A 22,451-nucleotide genomic window follows, 5' to 3' on the forward strand; every position below is an offset into this window, starting at 1 on the left:
CGCCGGTCTATGCCACGAGCCACCTCAATTCCGCCTGATGCCAATTTTTACTCCGCCGAACAATGCCGCGAGTTGGATCGCCGGGCAATTGCATCGGGCATCCCCGGATTTGAATTAATGTCGCGAGCCGGTGCGGCGGCATTTACTTTATTGCAGCAGCGTTGGTCGGATTGCTCTCCCATAGAAATCTTTTGCGGCGGCGGCAATAACGGTGGCGATGGCTATATTGTGGCTGCCTTGGCGGCAGAGGCGGGCATTCCCGTTCGTCTGTGGTCGCTGAAAGACGAGTTAAATGGTGATGCGGCGCTGGCGCGCGCGGCGGCAGAGCGGGCCGGTGTTGTTATTCAGGCATGGCAGGGCGAGTTGCCGCAGGCGGGGGCGGTAATTGTTGATGCGTTGCTGGGAACCGGTTTGAGTGGTGAGGTGCGTGAGCCTTATAGCGCTGCCATAAAAGCGATTAATCACTCGGGCTGCCCGGTCTTGGGTGTGGATATCCCCTCGGGCCTGTGTAGCGATACTGGTGTTGCTTTGGGCGAGGTGGTGCGCGCCGATATCACGCTAAGTTTTATTGCCTTAAAACTGGGTTTGGTGACTTCCATTGCGCCAGAGTTTGTCGGTGAGTTGATATTAAATGACCTACAAATTCCTGCGTCGGTTTATAGCGAGATGGTGCCGCAGGCAAGCGCGATAAATAGATGCGTATTACAGGCGCGGCTTGGCGCGCGCCCTCGCCATGCTCATAAAGGCATGTTTGGTCATGTGTTGGTGGTCGGCGGTGACTACGGCATGGCCGGTGCGGCGATTTTGTCGGCCAGTGCTGCGGCGCGGTGTGGTGCGGGCTTGGTCTCTTGTGCAACGCGTGAAGAAAATCTCGCCGCCTTGCTCAGTGTTCGCCCGGAAGTGATGGGGCGCGGTGTGGAAGGATCTGGCGATTTAGAAAGTTTATTGGAGCGTGCTTCGGTGCTCGCGGTAGGGCCGGGCCTTGGGCAACAAGACTGGGGTGCGGAATTATTGAAGCATACGCTCGCGACCGACGTGCCGGTGGTTTTGGATGCGGATGCGCTGAACCTGATTGCGAGAGAGCAATTCAAATTGCGTAAAGAGGGCAGCGCTGCGCCTCGGGTTTTAACGCCGCACCCGGCTGAGGCGGCGCGCTTATTGGGAATTTCCACCGCCGAGGTACAGGCAGATCGCCGAGCGGCGGTGTTAGCGATTGCCAAACGTTATTCCGCAACGGTGTTATTAAAAGGGGCGGGAACCCTGATTGCGGAATTTGATCAAAGCGGCCAGCCCTGTGTGGCGGTCAATCTTGGTGGTAATCCCGGCATGGCCAGCGGTGGCATGGGTGATGTGCTGACCGGCATGATTGCCGCGTTGCTGGCTCAGGGACTTTCCGCGTTTGAGGCGACCTGTCTGGCGGCGAGTTTACATTGCCGCGCGGCTGATTTTGCGGCGGCAGAAGGTGAGCGCGGTATGTTGGCGATGGATGTGGTGGCACAATTGCGCCGGGTCATTAATTGAGAGTAAAAACGGCGAGTAAGTGGGAAACAAGGGCGTGAGTGAGTCGGTACAGGAAATTCACTGGGATTTAACCGATGAGGCGGCAACGGTGGCGGCGGGCCAAAAATTTGGTACGGCCGTTGGGGATGGCGCTATTGTTTATCTCGACGGCCAGCTTGGCGCGGGAAAAACCACCTTTTGCCGAGGTGTGTTGTCAGCCTTTGGCTATTCAGGTGCGGTTAAAAGTCCGACCTATACTCTTGTCGAACCCTATGAGCTGAAGGGCATTACTGCCTATCATTTTGACCTGTATCGCTTGGGTGATCCCGAAGAATTGGAATACATGGGTATTCGCGATTATTTCACTGAAAACGCCATTTGTCTTATCGAATGGCCAGAGCGCGGCGCCGGTGTTTTGCCATTGGCGGATATACAGGTTAGCATTGTTCAACATGGGTCTGGGCGGCGTTTAACGCTGGTAGCCAATACTGCGCGCGGACGTCAGATCGTATGTGATTTATCAGGTCGGCAACACTGAACGAGATGAAATTTAAAAACGCTGTTGTCCTGGGTTTGCTACTATTTTTTAGCCTTGCTGCTACCAGCTTTGAAGCTGCAGCCGCCGAGGTGCGCGAGGTTCGCTTTTGGCGAGCCCCAGACCACAGCCGGGTGGTGCTTGATCTGAGCAGTCCGGTTAGTCACGAAGTTATTTCCCTTTCTAATCCCAATCGCTTAGTGCTGGATATTGGCAATGCCAAAATGGGTGCCGATACCAGCGCACTAAGTTTTCCGAATAGTCCTATCGACCGTCTGCGCTATGCCGATAAGTCCGACGGCAAACTGCGGCTGGTTTTCGATTTAAATCGCGGCGTGCAAACGCGCACTTTCCTGCTTAAAGCTCATGGCGAGCAGCACGACCGTTTGGTGGTGGACTTTTTGGATCAAGAACAAAGTTCAGCGCCGCGCGTAGTTAAAAGTGTGAGTCAGTCAGCGCAGCGCGACGTGGTGGTTGCCATAGATGCGGGGCACGGCGGCGAAGACCCCGGCGCGATTGGTCCCGGTAAATTGCGCGAAAAAGATGTGGTCTACCAGATTGCCCGTCGCTTAGAGAAAAAATTCGCCAGTAAAAAAGGTTATAAAGTCACCATGATTCGCGACGGTGACTACTATGTTGGCTTGGCCAAACGCCGCTCTTTGGCGCGCACTGCGCAGGCGGACTTCTTTGTCTCTATTCACGCCGATGCCTTTACTGACTCCCGCGCCAATGGTAGCTCGGTCTATGCCCTTTCCGCGCGTGGGGCGACCAGCGCAACCGCACGGATTTTGGCCCAAAGCGAAAACCAAGCTGACTTGGTGGGCGGAGTCAGCCTGTCTGATCGGGATGAAGTGTTGGCCGGAGTGCTTACCGATTTGGCAATGACCGCCACGTTAGATGCCAGCCTGAATGTGGGCAGTCAGATATTGGGCGAGATGGGACAAATTTCCAGGCTGCACAGTAAGCGTGTTGAACAGGCAGGATTTGCGGTGTTGAAGTCGCCGGATATTCCCTCGCTCTTGGTGGAAACCGGATTTATTTCCAATCCCCATGAAGCGAGCAAACTCAAAACCGCTGGCTATCAAGAGCAGATGGCGCAGGCGATTTTTGAGGGCATTGATCGTTATTTCCGAGAGAGTCCGCCGCCAGATACCTATTTTGCGGCCATCAAGCGTGGCGATGCGCCCACGGCTAGAGGACAGGTCTACGTCATTGCGCGCGGCGATACCCTTTCGGGTATTGCTCAGCGCCACAATATTTCTGTGCGTGATTTGCAACAGCATAATGGGCTGTCTAATAGTCAAATTCGCATCGGCCAAAAAATTCAGATACCCGCGTCATAATGGCAAAAATTCAATTACTTGATCCGCGACTGGCCAACCAGATTGCGGCCGGTGAGGTCGTTGAGCGCCCCGCCTCGGTTGTTAAAGAGCTGGTAGAGAACAGCTTGGACTCTGGTGCAAATCGCATCGACCTTGAAGTCGAGGACGGCGGCGTCAAACTGATTCGAGTGCGCGATAACGGCAGCGGTATCGACAAAGAAGATTTACCGCTAGCGCTGAGTCGACACGCCACCAGTAAAATTCGCGCTCTTCCCGATTTGGAAGCAGTAGCCAGTTTGGGCTTTCGGGGTGAGGCGTTGGCCAGTATCAGTTCGGTTTCGCGTTTGAGCTTGAATTCCGCAGTGGCAGAGGCCGAAAGTGGTTGGTCTGCTCGCTCGGAAGGCCGGGATATGAGCGCGGTGCTTGAGCCTATTGCCCATCCGCAGGGTACGACGGTAGAAGTCCGCGATCTGTTTTTTAATACCCCGGCGCGGCGTAAATTTCTGCGTACGGAAAAAACCGAATTCTCCCATCTGGAAGAAGTGGTCAAGCGCCAAGCGCTGGGCCGTTTCGATGTGGGCTTTTCTCTATGCCACAATGGCCGTGCAATCCACAGCTTAAAACCGGCGACGAATCAGCTAGAACAAGAGCGGCGTTTGGCCTCGGTTTGTGGTCCCGCGTTTATGGAAAACGCCTTGTTTATCGACCGCACGGCCGCCAATTTACGTTTGTGGGGTTGGGTCGCGCTACCGAGTTTTTCTCGCAGCCAAGCTGATCTGCAGCACTTTTTTGTCAATAGCCGCTATATCCGCGATCGACTGGTGGCTCATGCGGTGCGGCAGGCGTATCAGGATGTGCTTTACCATGGCCGCCACCCTGCGTTTGTGCTTTATCTCGAGGTTGATCCGGCTAACGTTGATGTTAATGTGCATCCGACCAAGCACGAGGTTCGCTTTCGAGACGGTCGCACAGTACACGACTTTATTTTTCGTACTTTGCATCAGGCCTTGGCCGATGTTCGCCCCAGCGATCAAACCAATACCGCCAATCTGCAAGGCAGCGTAAATCCGCTTGCGCCAGATTCTGGCTTGGCCATGCCGGTTGAGCAATCGAGTATGGCCTTGCGGCCTTCGGAATCCTCTCCTTCGCTGAGTACAAATCCGTTTTCAAGCTCCGCCAGTTACGGGTCGGCATATCAACCGGCGGGAGCTTCTGCCTCTAGCATCGCCGAGCAAATGCCGGCGTATCAAAATCTGGTTCAGCCGGTTTCCGATAATACAGAGTCGCAGGAAATTCCGCCGTTGGGTTTTGCACTGGCTCAGTTAAAAGGCATTTATATTCTTGCTGAAAATGCCAGTGGCATGGTGTTGGTGGATATGCACGCCGCCCATGAGCGTATTACCTACGAGCGTATGAAGCGCGCCCGCGAAGGTGAGGGTTTGCGCAGCCAGCCATTATTAGTGCCGCAAAGTTTAGCGGTCAGCGAGCGCGAAGCCAGTTGCGCAGAGGCCAATGCCGCAGCACTTGCCGGTTTGGGTATGGTGATTCAGCGAGTGGCAGAAGAGTCGATTATTGTGCGGGAACTGCCGGTGATACTGGCGGATAGTCCGGTAGAACAATTGGTGCGAGACGTGCTGGCCGATTTACTGGAATACGGCAGCAGCGACCGCATTGCTAATCACATTAATGAAATTCTTTCTACCATGGCCTGCCATGGTTCGGTTCGCGCAAACCGCCGCTTAACCGTGCCGGAAATGAACGCGCTGCTCAGAGATATGGAAGCCACCGAGCGCAGTGGCCAGTGTAATCACGGCCGGCCAACTTGGGTGCAGGTGAGTTTGGCTGAACTGGATAAGTGGTTTTTGCGTGGCCGCTGATTTGCCCCCCGCTGTTTTTATTATGGGGCCGACCGCCTCGGGTAAAACCGATCTGGCGATTAAGCTCAGCGAACAACTGCCCTGCGATTTAATCAGTGTCGATTCCGCCTTGGTGTATCGCGGCCTGGATATTGGCAGCGCCAAACCCGATGGGCAAACCTTGGCAAAGCATCCCCATGCGTTAATCGATATTTGCGACCCCGCCGAGGTTTATTCTGCTGCGGATTTTCGCCGTGACGCGCTCGCAGAAATTGAAACCAGTTTGGCAAATGGGCGTACGCCGGTCTTGGTCGGCGGCACCATGATGTATTTCAAAGCTCTACTGGAAGGCTTGGCGGAAATGCCCGCCGCCGATCCCGAGATTCGGCAAGAAATTGAGTGCTTGGCCCAAGAGCAGGGCTGGGCGGCGGTGCATGCCGAGTTGGCGCGGGTTGATCCGGATATGGCCGCGCAAATTCACCCTAATCACTCCCAGCGTCTGAGTCGGGCGCTGGAGGTTTTTCGCATTAGCGGCGTCACCATGAGCGAGTGGCGTCAGCGGCAAACTGCGGCTAAATTGCCGTTTCGCCCCCTGCAATTTGCTATTGCACCCCAAAATCGCGATGAGCTACATCGACGAATCGCCCTGCGCTTGGACATGATGTTTGACGCTGGTTTTGTGGCGGAGGTGGAGCAGCTCAAGGCGCGGGGGGATTTGCATCTGGATCTGCCGTCGATGCGCGCAGTGGGTTATCGCCAGGTTTGGCAGTATTTGGCAGGGGAATTTGACCTTGCCGAGGCCCGCGAACGAGCACTGATTGCCAGCCGTCAATTAGCCAAGCGCCAATTAACCTGGCTGCGTAGCTGGCCGGAAATTCACTGGCTGGGAACCCCGCTTGGCACGGTATCTCAGCAAGATGGAACCATTTCGCGGAATTTAGCTCAAATACAGGCTTTACTGGTAACAAGTAGTAGCGAATGAGCATATTTTCTGGGTAATTCTTGAGCTATACTAAGCGCCAAGGTCTATTTTGGGTCAATTTTTGCTTGAATTTGGTTTCTAATTTGGGAATCGTGGCAATGTAAGACCCAATAAATAATTTTGCTATTTTTTATCATGCCCGAATTTGGGCTTATTAGGAGGCTACACCATGTCAAAAGGGCATAGCTTACAAGACCCTTATCTGAATATTCTTCGCAAGGAGCGTATTCCCGTATCAATTTACCTGGTTAATGGTATCAAGCTGCAAGGTCAGATTGAGTCTTTCGACCAGTTCGTGGTGCTGTTGAAAAACACCGTAAGCCAGATGGTTTACAAACATGCCATCTCAACGGTTGTGCCGTCTCGTGTAGTGCGTCTGCCCATGGCTCATCCGCCAGAAGACGACGAGCAAGCCGACAGCTAATAGGTTTGTTCTATTCTTCTTTTTGAGGTTCGTAATTGCTATTTGAAAGACCCGATGCAGGTGAGCGCGCGATACTGGTTCACTTGGAATTTCCAGGCGAAAACGAACGCGAAGATGCAGAAGAGTTTGTGCAGCTGGTCACTTCCGCTGGAGGTGACCCGGTTGCCTTTGTAACCGGGCCGCGCAAAACGCCCGATGCCCGTCTTTTTGTCGGTACCGGCAAGCTGGAAGAAATTCGCGCAGCACTAGAAGCCAATGACGGCGAGCTAGTGTTGTTTAATCATGCGCTTTCCCCCTCTCAAGAACGCAACCTCGAACGCGAGTTGAAATGTCGGGTATTGGACCGCACCGGTCTGATTCTGGATATTTTTGCCCAGCGCGCCCGTACCCATGAGGGTAAATTGCAAGTTGAGTTGGCTCAGCTTCAGCATATGTCTACCCGATTGGTGCGTGGCTGGACTCACCTTGAGCGCCAGAAGGGTGGTATTGGTATGCGCGGTCCCGGTGAAAGTCAGCTTGAAACTGACCGCCGCTTGTTGCGTGCGCGCATCAAAAGTATTCAAACTCGCCTCAGTAAGGTTCGCGTACAACGAGATCAGGTGCGCCGTGCGCGTTTGCGCGCTGAAATTCCCGCCCTGTCCTTGGTGGGTTACACCAACGCCGGTAAGTCCACATTATTTAATGCGATGACCACTTCGGCGGTGTACGCCGCTGACCAGCTATTTGCCACGCTCGACCCAACCCTGCGCCGCATTCCGGTAGACGATGTGGGCGAAGTGGTACTGGCGGATACGGTGGGTTTTATTCGCCACTTGCCGCACCGCTTGGTAGAGGCGTTTCGAGCAACGCTGGAAGAGGCCAGTCAGTCAGATTTGCTATTGCATGTGATTGATGCCGCCTCTAACGAGCGCGACGACAATATTTTTCAAGTGCAGGAAGTGTTGCGGGAGATTGGTGCTGACACCATCCCGGTGCTGGAGATCTATAACAAAATTGATCTGCTCGGTGTGGAGCCGCGTATCGATCGCAACGAACAGGGTGAGCCGATTCGGGTGTGGTTGTCGGCGCGGCGCCAGCAGGGTTTGGATTTATTACTACAAGCCTTGCAAGAAAGATTGGGGCGCGATGTTGTTGAAACCGATGTGGTGCTCGATGCCAGCCAAGGCCGACTCCGCGCGCGCTTATATGGTCTGGGTGCGGTGCAGTCTGAATCGCTAGATGATGGCGGTCGAATGCATCTTCACCTGCGCTTGCCAGAAGTCGATTGGCGGCGCTTTCTTTCCTCTGAATCCCTCAGCGAAGCCGGACTGGGTATACAGCGCTAATTTCGCGCATAGCGTGCCCGGTATTTCTGGTTTGGCGGGGGAAATCTGATAGACTCCGCAGCTGATTTGTCTGCAAAAAGCTAAGAAACAGGAGAATTTTATGGCCTGGAATGAACCGGGTGGCGGCAGGGATAACGACCCCTGGGGTGGCAAAAATCAGGGGCCACCAGATTTGGATGAAGCGCTGAAAAAGCTTCAAGACAAACTCAACGGAATTTTTGGTGGCGGTAACGGCAATTCCAATAACAGTGGCAATGACGGTTTTCGTCTAAACACCGGCGCGGTGATGATGCTGGTGGTATTGGCGGCCATTGTTTGGGGTCTGTTTGGTTTCTATCAGGTCGATCAGCAAGAGCGCGCCGTGGTGCTGCGTTTGGGTGTTTATCAAGAAACCGTGCAGCCCGGTCTGCGTTGGAATCCACCCCTGATTGATGAAGTCTCTATCATCAACGTGACCAAGGTCAGAACGGCGCAAAGTCGCGGTCAAATGCTGACCGAAGACGAAAACATCGTTGATATCCAGCTTTCTGTTCAATACACCGTATCGAATCCGGGCGATTTCCTATTGAAAGTGAAAAGCCCAGAAATGAGCTTGGAGCACGCGCTGGAAAGTGCGCTGCGCCATGTGGTGGGCAGCTCGAAAATGGATCAGGTGATTACCGAAGGTCGTGAACAGATTGCGGTAGATACCCAGCAGCGTTTGCAGAGCTACCTCAACGCTTACCAAAGCGGTATTCAAGTGGCCAAGGTTAACATCGAAGATGCGCAGGCGCCTTCTCAGGTGCAGGATGCGTTTGACGATGTAACGCGTGCGAAAGAAGACCGTGAACGTTTGAAGAACGAAGCGGAAGCCTATGCCAACGGCATTATTCCTGAAGCTCGTGGTGCGGCTCAACGCCAAATGGAAGAAGCGCTGGCGTATAAAGATCAGGTTATTGCCAAGGCCGAGGGTGAGGCGAAACGCTTTAATCAACTGTTGGCCGAGTATCGCAAGGCACCAAAAGTGACTCGCGAGCGCTTGTATATCGACGCACTGGAAGAGCTGTATCAAAGCACCTCTAAAGTGATGGTCGGTACCGAAGGTGGCAACAATATGATGTACTTGCCGCTGGATAAATTGATGGAAGGTCGCGTATCGGCGCGTATGGGTTCTGATCAGCAAGTGGATATTCGCGAGCTGACCGATCGGGTTATTGAACAACTGCGCCGCGACAGCCAGAACACACGCCGGGAGGGCCGTTAATCATGTCTAACCGTGCTTTTACACTATTGCTGATTATTGCCGGCTCGGTGATTCTTGCCTTCAATTCTTTGGTGATTGTGCGTGAAACCGAGCGCGCAGTAATGCTGAAGTTTGGTGAGGTGGTTGCGCCAGATCTCGCCACCGGTCTGCACATTAAAATTCCGTTTGTGAATACCGTGCGTAAATTTGATCGCCGTATTCTCACCTTGGATGCGCCTACCCAGCGTTTTCTGACCATCGAGAAAAAACCACTGGATGTAGACTTCTACGCCAAGTGGCGCGTATCCGACACCGCCAAGTTCTACACCGCCACTAACGGTGAAGAAGTGCGCGCGGAAGGCCTGCTGGCTCAGCGGATCAATACCGGCTTGCGTAACAAGTTTGGTGAGCGCACTTTCCACGAAGTGGTTTCCGGTGAGCGCGATTCGCTGATGACCGACCTGACCCGCGACCTCAACCAGATCACCGTTGATGAATTTGGTATCGAGCTGGTCGATGTGCGCGTGAAGCGTATCGACCTGCCTGCGCAGGTAAGTCAGTCGGTATTCGACCGGATGAAGTCAGAGCGTGAGCGCGAAGCCCGCGAGCACCGCTCAACCGGCCGCGAGCTGGCCGAGAAAATCCGCGCAACGGCAGATCGTGAGCGCACCGTTATTGCAGCTAATGCTTATCGCGATGCGGAAGTCATTCGCGGTGAGGGTGATGCACAAGCGGCCAAGGTTTACGCCTCGGCCTATCAAGCGGATGGTGAGTTTTACGCCTTTATTCGCAGCTTGACCGCTTACAAAACCGCCTTTGCTGATCAGGGCGATATCCTGATTTTAGACAGCGAGAGCGATTTCTTCCGCTATCTCAATAAGGGCGCGGAGAAGTAGGCAGCATTGCCAATCCCGGTTGGGGGCGGGCAGTGACATTTGTGGTATCATTCGCAAAATCCGGATCGGCAAAAGTCGGTGCGGATTTTGTGTTTTAAGTGGGCGTTAAAAATGTGGCAGGAATTGGCTATTGCACTGAGTTTGGTGCTGGTAATTGAAGGTATCCTGCCATTCTTAAACCCCGCCGCTTGGCGACTAATGGCCTACCGCCTCGCCGATATGGAAAATCGCGCCATACGACTGGCTGGTCTGAGCAGCATGGCTGCTGGGCTGGTGTTGTTGAGCCTGCTTAAATAAAGCAGGTTTCAAATTCCTGTCGCGCAGAAATTGTTTTTACGGCCTGCACAAGGCCCAAAAGAGTTTAATGATGACTTCGGTTGACCGCTGGCTACTCCCCGATGGAGTGGAAGAACTGCTGCCCGCGCAAGCTGCCCAGGTTGAGGCTTTGCGTCGTAAACTACTGGATCTTTTCCAGTGCTGGGGCTATGAGCTGATTATCCCGCCAATGTTGGAATATACCGAGTCTCTGTTGGTGGGCTTGGGTAGCGATATTGATTTGCTCACCTTCCGAGTGACCGACCAACTTACCGGTCGCATGATGGGTTTACGCGCGGATATTACTCCGCAAGCGGCTCGCATTGATGCTCACAGCCTCAACCGCGAAGGCCCGGTTCGTTTGTGTTATGCCGGTAGCGTGCTGCATACACGCCCGAAAAAACCACTGGCGTCTCGCTCGCCCATTCAGCTCGGCGCCGAAATCTACGGCGACAATAGCCTTGCCAGCGATCTGGAAATTATCTGCCTGATGCTGGAAACCCTGAAAACCGCCGGGGTGGATCGACTGACACTAGACGTGGGGCATGTGGCGATATATGAAGCCGTAGTTGCCGCAGCAGGTTTAAGAGCTGAGCACGAAAAGACGTACTTCAATATTTTGCAGCGCAAGGCCAGTGCCGAATTGGCGACATTCCTGTCTGAATTGGATGTCAGTGAATCCGCTATTCGTCAGCTTGAGGGCTTGAAAGCCCTGCACGGTGGTGAAGAAGTGCTGAGCAAAGGTCGCGAATTATTTGCCGATATTCCAGCGGCGGTTGCGGCTATTGATTATCTGGTCACGCTCACAGAAACCCTTTCCGAGCGTGTGCCCGGTCTGAGTTATTACTACGATCTGGCCGAGCTGCGCGGCTTCCATTATCACACTGGCCTCGTGTTCTCAGCGCTGGTTAGCGAACACGGTCAGGCGCTGGCCTCCGGTGGCCGCTACGATGATATCGGTGAAGTCTTTGGTCGCGCTCGTCCGGCAACGGGATTCAGCATCGACCTAAAAGCGATGCTGGGCTTACTGCAAGGCGAGCTAGAAGCGGAAGGTATTTTTGCGCCTTACAGCAACGAGCTGAGTCAGTGGCAAGCGGTACAAAAATTACGGCAACAGGGTGAGCGCGTGGTTTGCGGTCTGCCCGGCCAAGCTGCCGATGAAAGTTGTGATCGCGTATTGGAACTGGCTGGCGATAGCTGGCAGGTTGTGGCGCGCGTCTAGCTTTTCTAGGCTGCGAATTTAGAAACAATTTCCATCAGTTTATTTATCTTCAAACGGTTTAAACGCAATGAGTAAGAATGTTGTTGTACTGGGCACCCAGTGGGGTGACGAGGGCAAGGGTAAAATCGTTGACCTGCTCACCGATCAGGCCGATGCGGTTGCCCGCTTTCAAGGTGGCCACAATGCGGGTCATACCCTAGTAATTGGCGGCGAGAAAACCGTCCTCCACTTAATTCCTTCCGGTATTCTCCGCGATGGCGTTACCTGCTTGATCGGCAACGGCGTAGTACTGGCTCCAGATGCATTGCTCAAAGAAATGGGCGAGCTGGAAGCCAAAGGCGTGCCGGTTCGCGAGCGCCTGCGTTTAAGCCCCGCTTGTCCGCTGATTCTGCCTTACCACGTTGCCTTGGATCAGGCCCGTGAAGCAGCCAAAGGCGAAGCCAAGATTGGTACCACCGGTCGTGGTATCGGCCCCGCCTACGAAGACAAAGTGTCTCGCCGTGGCCTGCGCTTGGGTGATCTTTTCAATGAAGAACGCTTTGCGACTAAATTGAAAGAAGTGATGGAATATCACAACTTCGCACTGACCCAGTATTACAAAGTCGATGCGGTGGACTACCAAAAAACCTTGGAAGACACCCTGAGAATGGCTGAGGAACTTCGCCCCATGGTGGTAGATGTGACCTCAACCCTGCACAAATATCGCGAAGAGGGCGCCAACATCCTGTTCGAAGGTGCACAAGGTTCGCTGCTGGATATCGATCACGGCACCTATCCTTTTGTTACTTCTTCTAATACCACAGCAGGTGGCACCGCTACTGGTAGTGGTTTCGGCCCGCTGTATCTCGATTACGTACTCGGTATTACCAAGGCCTACACCACGCGCGTGGGTAGTGGCCCATTCCCCACCGAATTGTTTGACGATATCGGTGCGCATCTGGCCAAGCAAGGTCATGAGTTTGGCGCCACGACTGGTCGTCCTCGTCGCTGCGGTTGGTTCGACGGCGTGGCCCTGCGCCAAGCGGTTCGCGTAAACAGCGTCAGCGGTTTGTGTCTGACCAAGCTGGACGTGCTGGACGGATTGGAAAGCGTACAACTGTGCGTGGATTACAAAAATCCTGCCGGCGAATCCATTGCTGCGCCATTTGACTGCGATGACTACGGCGATATCACCCCAATCTACGAATCTATGCCGGGTTGGACAGAATCCACCGTGGGTGCCAAATCCTTGGATGAACTGCCCGCCAATGCACTGGCTTATATAAAGCGTATTGAAGAAATTGTCGGCGTGCCTATCGATATTATTTCTACCGGCCCAGATCGGGTAGAAACCATCGTGCTAAGACACCCCTTTGCCTAATTGGTAATTTTCACAAATTCAAAGCCGCCTCCGGGCGGCTTTTTTTATGCCCGCTTTTTAGCCACTTATAACCATGCGCACAAAATCAGGCTGAATCGATGTCATCAAACTGAAATATTGAAGTCATATTTCTGTCATTGCTTGTCTCTACTATTGGCTCCGTCAAATTTTGCACCCTAAAAACCAAACTTGGTTCTGGAGACATTCAATGAAAAAGCTTTTCGCAATGAGCGCCCTTGCTGCCTCAATGGCACTTGTTGGCTGTGGCGGTGGTGATATTAACCTGAACGCCCAAAACAATTCGACCACTGACAACAGTGTTGGCGACAACAGCAACAATACAACTTCAGGCGGCAATAGCAGCATTGTTTGTGCTGAGTATGTAAAGGGTGGCACTACTTTTTCTGGTCAGTCTGATGGCACTAACTGTATCTATAGCGAAACCTTCGTAAACTTTGACAACCCGCTGACTGAAAATATCACTCTGCGTGATATTGGCGATGGCGCACACATTTTCCAAGGTAGCTTGTTCGTGGGTGAAAACTACGCGACTTTGGCAGAAGCGACAGCGGCTGGCATTGAAGAGGGTGGCGATGGCCCATCTCTGACTATTCAAGCTGGTGTAACCGTAGCATTCCAGGACGCGAAGAGCTTCGTTGCCATCATGCGTGGTTCGCAAATCTTTGCAAACGGTACTTCAACTGCTCCGATTACGTTTACTTCAGAAGCTGATTTGTTGGGCAACGTTGAAGCAGAAGAGACCCAGACTTGGGGTGGTATGATCCTTAACGGTTTTGCTTTCACCAACGCTTGTACTTATGACGCAGGTTGGGATCAAACTAGCTCAGATAACCCTGTAATTACCGCAGGTACGGAGTGTTCGATTCTTCAGGAAGGTACGGAAGGTGAAACTTCTAACCACTATGGTGGTGCGGTTGCCAACGATAACTCAGGCGTTATGCGCTATGTTGTTGTTAAGCATGCTGGTTTTGCGATCGACAACGACAACGAACTGAATGGTATTAACTTCGGTGCGATTGGTTCTGGTACTACTCTGGAAAACATCGAAATCTACGCTAACTACGACGACGGCGTTGAGTTCTTTGGCGGTAACGTTAACCTGACTAACTACGTTGCGCTGTATGTTCGCGACGACTCACTGGATATTGACCAAGGCTACTACGGCACCATCGAAAACGCTCTTGTTATCCAAGGTGGCAGCACGGTTGAAGCTGACCGCACTGGTGCACACTGTGTTGAGTCTGACGGTTCAGCCTCAAGCACTAAATCTGCAAACATCACTAAAGGTTACACTTCAAAAGCAACTATCAACAACCTGACCTGTATCCTGAGTGCTAAAGGTCCTGGTGTTGCTGGTAACGGTGACCCAAGCGGCGGTATCAACGCTGAAGAAGCTCACCACCTCACCATGAATCGCTCAATTGTGACTACTGCTTATGCGGCAGACGCCCTGAAGCAAGATGCTGGTGCGGCTAATGATATTCCTGCTGCTAACTTGGATTTCACCAACTACTGCTTCCAGTTGGAAGATTCAGAAGATCTGCAAAATGCGGGTAATGGTCTGATCAATATCAATACTTCTGTCTTCGCTTGTCACGATATTTCTGCAAACAAAGATCGTAACGGCGATTTCACTATCACGGCAGGTTCTGAGTACGGTGCGATCACTGGTCAAGCTTTCTTGGAAGCTCAAGACAACGTTGTAGCAACGACTTTGGCTGATGATGGTTCTACCACTCCAGACACTGGCGACTTTGTGATTCTTAACGGCTTCTACTCTGTTGATGTTGCGGACATGGTTGTAGATGGCGGTGCTGTAGCATTCGATGACGCTACTGTGACGACTATCGGTGCGGTATCTGCAGGTAGCGACTGGACTGCTGACTGGACCTATGGTCTGCACGACGGCAAGCGTGCTAAAGCATTGTGGTTTGAATAATACGGTTTAATCATTCACTGCATTGCCGTTTGAGAGGGCGCCTTACGGCGCCCTTTCTATTGAAGATGGACTAAATTAACCATGGGTCTTTTCCGATGAAAAAGAAACTAGTGAATTACGGGCTTGTTCCCGCTTTCACCCTTAGTGCGCTGAGTTTGGCTGTTCAAGCTCAGGCACAGGATATGGAATCGTTCAAGCCTACACTCGAAGAAGTTGTTGTTGTAGGCCGCATGAAGAGTGCGGCACAAGACATCGTCATTGAGCGGATGGAATCTGAGCAGGTTGTAGATTTTATTGGGGCAGAGCAAATTGCCCGCGTGGGTGACTCTACTGTTGCACAAGCGGTACGCCGTGTTCCTGGTCTGACTCTGGTCGACGGGAAATATGTTTATGTGCGCGGTTTGGGTGAGCGTTATGCGAGCACTCTGCTAAATGGCGCAAGTGTGCCCTCGCCTGACTTAACGCGTAGCGTTCTCCCTCTTGATATTCTACCTTCCTCCATTGTTAGCTCCATTGCGGTACAGAAAACGTTCTCTGCCGATATGCCTGCTAACTTTGGTGGTGGTAGTGTGGATATCCGTACTAATGGTATTCCTAATTTCCGTACCTTCACGCTTGAGCTATCAGGCGGTTTTAACTCCATTTCTGACGATCTGCTTACCTATAATGGCGGCAGTGATGATAAGTGGGGCAAGGATGATGGTACGCGTGGCTTTAGCTCCGCAATAGACTCAGCTCTTCGCACTTATCGTACTAGTGTTGATGCTCCCGAAGGTGATGTTTCTCCGCAAGCGATTCAAGCGACTTTCGCACGTAATGGCCAGGATATTACTCTGGCTCAAGCTGAGGCAATCAATGCTCAATTGGCCTCAGAGGTCTATAGAGATTTAAACATCAGCGAAGAAAGTAAATCTCTGAATGATTCGGGTATCTCTCTTACGGTTGGCGATCTCTTTGATCTAGGCAATATGTGGGAAGTGGGTGTGCTTGCTGATTTGTCTTACGACAAATCTACCCGTTCAACCACGAGCTATTCTCGTGATGAGCTAGATCCCGACGAAGAGTTCAAAGAGCGTAACGAATCCAATACTAATGTGAGTATCACCGCAGCGCTGAATTTTGGTGTTCGTTACGGCGATGATCACCGCATCGAGTCGAAAAACCTGTTTTTGAGAAACACCGATGACGAGGTGTATATCTCAAATAACTATACCCAATCTACTAGCTATAGCAGTGGACAGGGTTTTAGGGATTATGGTTACCGCTTCGAAGAGCGTGAGCTGGAAATTTATCAGCTCGAAGGTTCTCATCAGCTAGGCTACGATACCCGCGAGAAGCTAGGTCTAAGTGAATCTATTTTCGATGATTTGAAAATCGAATGGTTTTACTCTGATTCAACCGCAACAACGTCGATTCCTTCTGAAACTTCTATTCAGGCTCAAATCAGTCGCGATGTAGCTAATAATGTTATTACCAGCACCTCGCTACTTTCTGGCCCTCGTATGATGAACGTGCGCTTTACTGATCTTGAAGATCAGGTAGAAAGCAGCGGGATCAAGATGTCTTGGCCGTTCACTCTGGGTGATTTCGCGTTTGAAATTACGGCAGGCTCCATGTCTGACCGGAAAACACGGACTTATAAGCAAACGGATTTCTCGATTGGTAGCACTAATACCAGCTCGGAATATATTGCGACTTTGAACGACCCAATTTCATCAGCATTGTCTGATGAGAATATCTTGAATCCTGACTATGACTACCGCTTGATTTATCAAAGCGGTTTGTCACGTAGTTACATTGCCGCTGTTGCTAGTGATGCTTACTACGGTGATTTTGAGGTTTTCTGGAATGAAACCCTGCGCCTTGAAGTTGGTGCTCGTTTCGAAGACTACAAGCAGTTTAGCTGTCCTTGGCAGCCATACCGTGTGATTGGTAGCCAAGTAAGATTTGATCCAACAGATCAAAGCGGAGAGTTTCCAGATTGTACGTTCCAGCAAGATGATATCTACCCAACACTTGCGGCAACCTATATTCGTCCGGACTTTCTCGCAGAAGAGTTTCAATTGCGTTTTGGTGTGAGTGAAACCAATGTGAAGCCAGATCTGCGGGAAGTGTCTGATGCAAGCTATCGTGATCCGCTAGACGAAAACGTCATTGTTAGTGGTAACCCTGATGTTCGTCCATCCGGTATTACCAACTACGATGTACGAGCGGAATGGATGTTCTCTACTGGCGACAACCTTGCGATTTCGATGTTCTATAAAGACATCACCGATCCAATCGCATTTTTCTTGTCTGCGGGTGCTGAAAATACGCAATCTGCAACGATTGAAAATGCTGAAAGTGGCAGCATCAAAGGTGTGGAAATCGAATGGCTGAAGTATTTGTCGTTCTTGGGTGACTTCGCTTCACAGTTCTACGTTTCAGGTAACTTGACTCTGGCTGATTCTGAGCTGGTGGTGGGTGATGCCATTAATGTAAACGTTAAGAACCGTGTGCGTTCACTGGATAATGCCTCTGACTATGTAATTAACTTTCAGTTAGGTTTTGACTCTGAAGATGAAAAGCACGCTGCTACCTTGGTGTTTAACGAATATGGCGAGCGTGTTCGTGCGGGTGGTATCGGTAGCCTAGATGACAGCATGGAGCAGCCGTTTACTTCACTTGACCTAGTTTACACTTACTATCCGACAGAATCAGTGACTGTTAAATTCAGCGCGAAAAACATTCTGGAAGACAATGTTGAAGTGAAAACGGGTGACATAGTGACCTATGAGCGTGAGGTAGGTACTTCTTACGGTTTGTCGGTTAAATACAACTACTAAGTTAATTTAACATTCTGTGATTAGCTTGAAGGCCGGACTCCAATGTCCGGCCTTTTTTATTTCCGATTTTTTTATTCCGCGTCCTGCGCTGCCTTTCTCATCATCGCGGCTTTAATACCAAACTTGTGATAATTGTCTCGGTCGCCTAGTTCGCGATAAATCTGTGCGGCGAAATAATAAAAACGGTATTCACTGTTATCCAAACGAATGGCTCTAAGCGCTGAGCGAAGGGCGTCTTCGGTTTTGCCTTCTTCAAAGGCTTGTTTGGCAATGCCGTAATGCCAGTAAGGGTTATTGAGTTGTCGTCGAACAATAACCTGACGAATTTGTTTGGCTTCAGATTTTTTGCCGCTGTTGAGATAAAGGCGCTCTAGGTTGCCGAGTGCGGTGTGGTCATTATTGTCCAGTGAATACGCTTCACGAAAGGCGATTTCCGCTTCGGTATATAGCTCCATGCGGTTAAGCAGGGTGCCGAGATTACCCCAGATATAGCTGGTGCCCGTGTCGAGTTGCAGCGCGCGTTTAAAGTATTGGTAAGCGAGACCGAGTTGATTTTCGCCCAGCATATCCACGCCGCGATTACTGTAATACTGTGCCGCAGCACGGGTTTCTGGTATGCGTTGTTGCGGGCGTAAATACGCATCACCAAGGTCACTAAAATCGACAACAACCTGTTTATTCGGAAGTTGAACGACCGCATTAATATGTTTGTAAACCGCGATGCGGTTGTCGGCGAGTAACTCCTGATCCTGATTTTCAACCACCTCGTTTACCCAGGCGTTGAGTTTGGCTTCTTTCGCGAGAGCAATAAACAGCACGGTGAGTGAAATACAGTTGCCGTGCTTTTGCTCAAAGGTTTCGGCGGCGGTCAGGGTGAGGCCTGAGTGATAGCTAATGCCAAAGGTTCTGGGGTTGCGCAGCGCTTCAGTTAAATAGCGGAGTCGGCCGACTTCGGGCAGCGATTCGGGCACATGCTGTTTTACAAAGGCTTTCATTTCCGGTGTGATAGCCAGCGGGTCAGGAAAATGAGTGGCTAGGTTGTTCAGATGAAACTGATCTTCAAGATGAAGCAGACTTTGTGTTTCAGTGGCATGAGGTGCGGGCAGATTCAGCGGAGCTGTGCTACAGGCACTGAGCCCTATACTCAAGCTGAGCAGGGCGTACGCTGTTAGATGCCGATACTGCATTTATAAACCCTGCAAAGCTAAATCTTGTTATTCTTAAGGCGCTACTGATTAATTGCTGTACTCGCTACATTAATCAGGCTTTGAAAATACTGTTAGTCACGATAACAAAAAAGCCCAGCCAGTTATATTCTGTAATGCCTGAGTTTGCGTTGTCTGGTTCAAAAAATAGGTGGAGAAAATAATGGCAGAAGAACTCTATGGTCCAACTTCGCATATCTACATTTCCCAGCGTTTGCGGATGCACTATGTGGATTGGGGGAACCGAGATGCAGAGCCCTTGCTGCTGATTCACGGTGCGCAGGATCACTGCCGAAACTGGGATTGGGTGGCGCACTCGCTTAGAAAAGACTGGCATATTATTGCGCCGGATTTGCGCGGACACGGTGATAGCGCGTGGTCGCCAGATGGGCATTACAGCAGTGATGCCTACTTAAGCGATATTGCGCAATTAGTGGTGCAGAAGAATCTAAAGCCGGTGACGATAATTGCTCACTCCATGGGTGGTCAGATCGCGGTGCGTTTTGCCGCGACCTATCCTGACTATGTTAAGAAGTTGGTGGTTATTGAGGGCATCGGCCTGAATACCGAAACCATTAAAGAGCAAAGTGAGCGCAGCTATACCGAGAGTATGCGCGAGTGGATTCAGTTTCGGCGTGAGCTTTCCAGCCGTATGCCAAAACGCTATCCGAATTTAGAAGAGGCTTATGCGCGGATGCAGGAAAAGAACCCGCATCTCAGCGTGGAGCAGGCCAAGCATTTGGCCTTTCACGGTATTAGCCAGAATGAAGACGGCACCTATAGCTGGAAGTTTGATAATTACACCCGGCGTTTTTCTCGCAAAGATTTCAGTGAATCGGAGCTGCGCTGGTTGTACGAGCAGATTGAGTGCCCCACTTTGATCTTATGGGGTGATGACACCTTTTTAGAAAATCCCGCCGACAATGGCCGCATTGAGCACTTCAAAAATGCCAAGTTGCTGACCTATGAGCGAGCAGGGCACTGGTTGCATCACGATCAGTTAGCGCGTTTTCTCAAAGATGTGCGCGAGTTTTTCGCCGCTTGATGTAAATCAGTAAATTTCAGACGGCTTGCGATAAGCTGGGCAAAATATGTCGGAGAATTGCTATGCACGCCTTACCTCACCACTACCGTATTAATGCGCTCGCCAATGGGAATGAAAATCTAGCCCTAACTGCGGAGGGGTTGCCCGCATTGGCGGCAGCTGCGCCGGCTGAGTTTGATGGCCCCGGCGATCAGTGGTCGCCGGAGACCTTGTTTCTCGCTTCGATTTCCAGCTGTTTTATTTTGTCATTTAGAGCCATTGCCACATTTTCAAAATTCGAGTGGAGTCAGCTCGAGTGTGACGTGGAGGGCGTGCTTGATAAGCAAGAGCGAAAAATGCGTTTCACCGGCGTGACCATTAACGCGAAATTGAGTGTGGCGGATGGCGTGGATAAAGAAAAAGCTAAATCGCTTTTAGAAAAAGCCGAACAAAACTGCTTGGTCAGTAACTCCTTGGCCTGCCCGGTGCATCTCAATATTAGTATTTAATACTTTTCGAATACTACCGACTGGCAAAAATCATAAGCGCCGGCATTCATTAAAAGTCGCCCCGATAGAGGGCGGCTTCTTGCAGATGCGTTAGCAAAATATCAGCGCAACCTGTTAAGTCGGCTATTGTGCGTGCAGTTTTAATAAGCCGATGCTGAGCGCGAGAGCTTAAATGCTTGTCTTGTTCTAACTGTTGCAGCCAGGCTCGACTGGCTTGGTCGAGTTCGCAGAATCGATACACTGCGTTGCTGGGCATAAAAGCATTTAGATCGCTCTGCCGTCTTTCTTGAATTTGTCGGGCCTTAATCACTCGCGCTTTTACGCTTTTGCTGGATTCTCCGGGTGGTGTGGATTGCAATTCGCCCGGTAAAAGTCTGGGCACGGTTACGCGCAAATCAATGCGATCTAATAACGGCCCAGATAAGCGGTTGCGATAGCGTGATATTTCCGCCGCGGTGCAGCGGCAGCTAATGCCTTGGTCGCCATCATAACCGCAGGGGCAGGGATTCATTGCTGTGATTAACTGAAATCGAGCGGGAAAAGTCAGTTGTTGGCTGGCGCGTGAAATAACCACCTCGCCGCTTTCCAAGGGTTCGCGTAATACTTCCAGTACTCGCCGGGGAAACTCAGGTAATTCATCTAAAAATAAAACACCCCGATGAGCCAAACTAATTTCGCCGGGGCGGGGTTGGCTGCCTCCGCCAACCAGTGCAGCGGCAGACGCGGTATGGTGAGGGCTGCGAAACGGGCGCTGTAATTTTATGGGCTTGCCAACGACCGATTGTAGCGTGGCAATGTCCATTTTTTCTGATTCGGTCAGCGGCGGCAAAATGCTGGGAAGGCGGCTGGCGAGCATGGATTTTCCGGTGCCGGGCGGCCCGCAGAATAAGAGTGAATGTCCCCCGGCTGCGGCAATCTCAAGAGCGCGGCGGGCTAATAATTGACCGCGTACATCGCGTAAGTCTGGTGTTGCTTGTTGGTGCTCATCAATTTCGTGAGGATGAGTGCGTCCAAGTGGAAGCTCGCTTTGTCCGCTTAAGTGCGCAACAACCGACAACAAGCTGTCCGCTTCTCGCAGCGATTCAGGTGAAACCAGTGTGGCCATGCCGCTATTGGCCTTTGGCAGAACCAAAATGCGTTTGGCTTCGGCGCAGTAGCGGGCGGCGGGCAGTGTCGCATCTATCTCTCGTAATTCACCGCTGAGTCCTAATTCGCCAATAAATTCATAGGCTTCAGCGGCCTTTGCGGGCAGTTGATTGGAGGCTAGCAAAATGCCAATCGCAATAGGTAGATCAAAGCGGCCGCCTTCTTTTGGCAGGTCGGCGGGGGCAAGGTTGACCACAATGCGGCTAACCGGGAAATCAAAACCGGAATTAATTAGGGCGGAGCGCACCCGGTCCTTACTTTCTCTTACGCTGGTTTCCGGCAGGCCCACAATCTGAAAGCAGGGCAAGCCTCCAGAAAGGTGGACTTCAACGGTGACTTGGGGGGCGCTAATGCCGAGGCGTGCGCGGCTTAGCGTAGTTGCGAGGGACATCGGCTCTTCCTTGAGTCCATAAGACCTAGGTGAGCATCCATGCCCACCTTAATGAGTGGAGTTTAGTTTATGAGGGCTGATCTAGCTTGGCGGTTAATTCTGCAAGCTGGGCCTCAAGCGCCTCCAGCTTGGCGCGGGTACGGTTGAGTACCGCAACTTGGGCATCGTATTCATCCCGCGAAACCACATTCATTTTATTTAATGCGCCCTGAAGCAGAACTTGCAGTTTTGCTTCAATGTCCTGTTGGATATCCGGCCCTTGGCTAATCAGGCGGCTGGCCTGCTGGGCAAATTGGGAGAACAGGTCAGGTTTGTTCATTTCGAATCCCTATTGGTAACGGTCGAGCATTTTGAGTTTGGATTTTTCTGGCGGCCAGTGTAGCGCATTTTGTTGATTATCGGCTTTGACACGTTAAGAGATGGATGTCGTGA

General features: G+C 51.6%; 19 protein-coding genes. 16 read left to right on the forward strand and 3 right to left on the reverse strand.

What is annotated here, in order from left to right; translation table 11 throughout:
• Positions 1 to 9 precede the first annotated feature (9 nt).
• The 14 genes from IB286_RS02700 (at position 10) to IB286_RS02765 (ending at position 17,744) form a co-directional block, all read left to right on the forward strand.
• The gene (locus tag IB286_RS02700; RefSeq protein ID WP_190762166.1) at positions 10 to 1,521 is read left to right on the forward strand and encodes an NAD(P)H-hydrate dehydratase; all 1,512 of its coding nucleotides are present in this window, start codon (positions 10 to 12) and stop codon (positions 1,519 to 1,521) included.
• A 34-nt stretch (positions 1,522 to 1,555) separates the two neighbouring features.
• The gene (gene tsaE, locus IB286_RS02705) at positions 1,556 to 2,038 is read left to right on the forward strand and encodes a tRNA (adenosine(37)-N6)-threonylcarbamoyltransferase complex ATPase subunit type 1 TsaE (protein ID WP_317889681.1); all 483 of its coding nucleotides are present in this window, start codon (positions 1,556 to 1,558) and stop codon (positions 2,036 to 2,038) included.
• A 5-nt stretch (positions 2,039 to 2,043) separates the two neighbouring features.
• A complete protein-coding gene (locus IB286_RS02710) occupies positions 2,044 to 3,378 on the forward strand; it encodes an N-acetylmuramoyl-L-alanine amidase (protein WP_190762167.1) in 1,335 nt (444 codons plus the stop codon).
• The gene (gene mutL, locus IB286_RS02715; RefSeq protein WP_190762168.1) at positions 3,378 to 5,234 is read left to right on the forward strand and encodes a DNA mismatch repair endonuclease MutL; all 1,857 of its coding nucleotides are present in this window, start codon (positions 3,378 to 3,380) and stop codon (positions 5,232 to 5,234) included. Before IB286_RS02710 ends, mutL begins: the two co-directional genes overlap by 1 nt.
• Positions 5,224 to 6,195 carry a tRNA (adenosine(37)-N6)-dimethylallyltransferase MiaA gene (gene miaA / locus IB286_RS02720; protein ID WP_317889682.1) on the forward strand — a complete coding sequence of 324 codons (972 nt, stop codon included), beginning with the start codon at positions 5,224 to 5,226 and terminating at the stop codon, positions 6,193 to 6,195. Before mutL ends, miaA begins: the two co-directional genes overlap by 11 nt.
• A gap of 169 nt (positions 6,196 to 6,364) precedes the next feature.
• Positions 6,365 to 6,619, forward strand: coding sequence for an RNA chaperone Hfq (gene hfq, locus IB286_RS02725; RefSeq protein WP_190762169.1), 255 nt, complete (start codon positions 6,365 to 6,367; stop codon positions 6,617 to 6,619).
• A gap of 35 nt (positions 6,620 to 6,654) precedes the next feature.
• Entirely contained in the window at positions 6,655 to 7,944 is a 1,290-nt protein-coding gene (hflX, locus tag IB286_RS02730) for a ribosome rescue GTPase HflX (protein WP_190762171.1), read from the forward strand.
• A gap of 100 nt (positions 7,945 to 8,044) precedes the next feature.
• Positions 8,045 to 9,187, forward strand: a complete 1,143-nt coding sequence (gene hflK, locus IB286_RS02735) for an FtsH protease activity modulator HflK (protein WP_190762173.1) — start codon at positions 8,045 to 8,047, stop codon at positions 9,185 to 9,187.
• 2 nt (positions 9,188 to 9,189) lie between these two features.
• Complete coding sequence (hflC, locus tag IB286_RS02740) at positions 9,190 to 10,062, forward strand: protease modulator HflC (RefSeq protein ID WP_190762175.1); 873 nt, start codon at positions 9,190 to 9,192, stop codon at positions 10,060 to 10,062.
• Positions 10,063 to 10,173: 111 nt separating this feature from the next.
• Entirely contained in the window at positions 10,174 to 10,359 is a 186-nt protein-coding gene (locus tag IB286_RS02745; RefSeq protein WP_190762177.1) for a DUF2065 domain-containing protein, read from the forward strand.
• Positions 10,360 to 10,429: 70 nt separating this feature from the next.
• On the forward strand, positions 10,430 to 11,599 hold the full coding sequence (locus tag IB286_RS02750) for an ATP phosphoribosyltransferase regulatory subunit (RefSeq protein WP_190762712.1): 1,170 nt from the start codon (positions 10,430 to 10,432) through the stop codon (positions 11,597 to 11,599).
• 67 nt (positions 11,600 to 11,666) lie between these two features.
• Positions 11,667 to 12,959, forward strand: a complete 1,293-nt coding sequence (locus tag IB286_RS02755) for an adenylosuccinate synthase (RefSeq protein ID WP_190762179.1) — start codon at positions 11,667 to 11,669, stop codon at positions 12,957 to 12,959.
• 208 nt (positions 12,960 to 13,167) lie between these two features.
• Complete coding sequence (locus IB286_RS02760; protein ID WP_190762181.1) at positions 13,168 to 14,919, forward strand: serine/threonine protein kinase; 1,752 nt, start codon at positions 13,168 to 13,170, stop codon at positions 14,917 to 14,919.
• Between the two features lie 95 nt (positions 14,920 to 15,014).
• A complete protein-coding gene (locus IB286_RS02765; protein ID WP_190762183.1) occupies positions 15,015 to 17,744 on the forward strand; it encodes a TonB-dependent receptor domain-containing protein in 2,730 nt (909 codons plus the stop codon).
• A 71-nt stretch (positions 17,745 to 17,815) separates the two neighbouring features.
• Here the strand turns inward: IB286_RS02765 and IB286_RS02770 are convergent, their stop codons facing one another.
• Positions 17,816 to 18,931, reverse strand: a complete 1,116-nt coding sequence (locus IB286_RS02770; protein ID WP_190762186.1) for a hypothetical protein — start codon at positions 18,929 to 18,931, stop codon at positions 17,816 to 17,818.
• A 181-nt stretch (positions 18,932 to 19,112) separates the two neighbouring features.
• Here IB286_RS02770 and IB286_RS02775 point away from each other — a divergent pair, with 181 nt between their 5' ends.
• Both IB286_RS02775 and IB286_RS02780 read left to right on the forward strand, forming a co-directional pair.
• Positions 19,113 to 19,994 (forward strand): alpha/beta fold hydrolase, encoded by an 882-nt coding sequence (locus tag IB286_RS02775; protein ID WP_190762188.1) that lies wholly within the window; start codon positions 19,113 to 19,115, stop codon positions 19,992 to 19,994.
• Between the two features lie 62 nt (positions 19,995 to 20,056).
• Complete coding sequence (locus tag IB286_RS02780; protein WP_190762189.1) at positions 20,057 to 20,482, forward strand: OsmC family protein; 426 nt, start codon at positions 20,057 to 20,059, stop codon at positions 20,480 to 20,482.
• 49 nt (positions 20,483 to 20,531) lie between these two features.
• Here IB286_RS02780 and IB286_RS02785 read toward each other — a convergent pair whose 3' ends face one another.
• Together IB286_RS02785 and IB286_RS02790 are read right to left on the reverse strand one after the other, a co-directional pair.
• On the reverse strand, positions 20,532 to 22,019 hold the full coding sequence (locus IB286_RS02785) for a YifB family Mg chelatase-like AAA ATPase (protein WP_190762191.1): 1,488 nt from the start codon (positions 22,017 to 22,019) through the stop codon (positions 20,532 to 20,534).
• A 67-nt stretch (positions 22,020 to 22,086) separates the two neighbouring features.
• Entirely contained in the window at positions 22,087 to 22,338 is a 252-nt protein-coding gene (locus tag IB286_RS02790; RefSeq protein WP_190762193.1) for an accessory factor UbiK family protein, read from the reverse strand.
• Between the last annotated feature and the right edge of the window lie 113 nt (positions 22,339 to 22,451).

It is taken from the genome of Spongiibacter pelagi (assembly GCF_014705705.1).
Lineage (GTDB): Bacteria > Pseudomonadota > Gammaproteobacteria > Pseudomonadales > Spongiibacteraceae > Spongiibacter > Spongiibacter pelagi.

Excerpts from the sequence above, each read along its gene's own strand:
- IB286_RS02700 (WP_190762166.1), top strand. The coding sequence starts at position 10 with ATGCCACGAGCCACCTCAATTCCGCCTGATGCCAATTTTTACTCCGCC.
- IB286_RS02710 (WP_190762167.1), top strand. The coding sequence starts at position 2,044 with ATGAAATTTAAAAACGCTGTTGTCCTGGGTTTGCTACTATTTTTTAGC.
- mutL (WP_190762168.1), top strand. The coding sequence starts at position 3,378 with ATGGCAAAAATTCAATTACTTGATCCGCGACTGGCCAACCAGATTGCG.
- hfq (WP_190762169.1), top strand. The coding sequence starts at position 6,365 with ATGTCAAAAGGGCATAGCTTACAAGACCCTTATCTGAATATTCTTCGC.
- hflK (WP_190762173.1), top strand. The coding sequence starts at position 8,045 with ATGGCCTGGAATGAACCGGGTGGCGGCAGGGATAACGACCCCTGGGGT.
- hflC (WP_190762175.1), top strand. The coding sequence starts at position 9,190 with ATGTCTAACCGTGCTTTTACACTATTGCTGATTATTGCCGGCTCGGTG.
- IB286_RS02745 (WP_190762177.1), top strand. The coding sequence starts at position 10,174 with ATGTGGCAGGAATTGGCTATTGCACTGAGTTTGGTGCTGGTAATTGAA.
- IB286_RS02750 (WP_190762712.1), top strand. The coding sequence starts at position 10,430 with ATGACTTCGGTTGACCGCTGGCTACTCCCCGATGGAGTGGAAGAACTG.
- IB286_RS02755 (WP_190762179.1), top strand. The coding sequence starts at position 11,667 with ATGAGTAAGAATGTTGTTGTACTGGGCACCCAGTGGGGTGACGAGGGC.
- IB286_RS02760 (WP_190762181.1), top strand. The coding sequence starts at position 13,168 with ATGAAAAAGCTTTTCGCAATGAGCGCCCTTGCTGCCTCAATGGCACTT.
- IB286_RS02765 (WP_190762183.1), top strand. The coding sequence starts at position 15,015 with ATGAAAAAGAAACTAGTGAATTACGGGCTTGTTCCCGCTTTCACCCTT.
- IB286_RS02770 (WP_190762186.1), bottom strand. The coding sequence starts at position 18,931 with ATGCAGTATCGGCATCTAACAGCGTACGCCCTGCTCAGCTTGAGTATA.
- IB286_RS02775 (WP_190762188.1), top strand. The coding sequence starts at position 19,113 with ATGGCAGAAGAACTCTATGGTCCAACTTCGCATATCTACATTTCCCAG.
- IB286_RS02780 (WP_190762189.1), top strand. The coding sequence starts at position 20,057 with ATGCACGCCTTACCTCACCACTACCGTATTAATGCGCTCGCCAATGGG.
- IB286_RS02785 (WP_190762191.1), bottom strand. The coding sequence starts at position 22,019 with ATGTCCCTCGCAACTACGCTAAGCCGCGCACGCCTCGGCATTAGCGCC.
- IB286_RS02790 (WP_190762193.1), bottom strand. The coding sequence starts at position 22,338 with ATGAACAAACCTGACCTGTTCTCCCAATTTGCCCAGCAGGCCAGCCGC.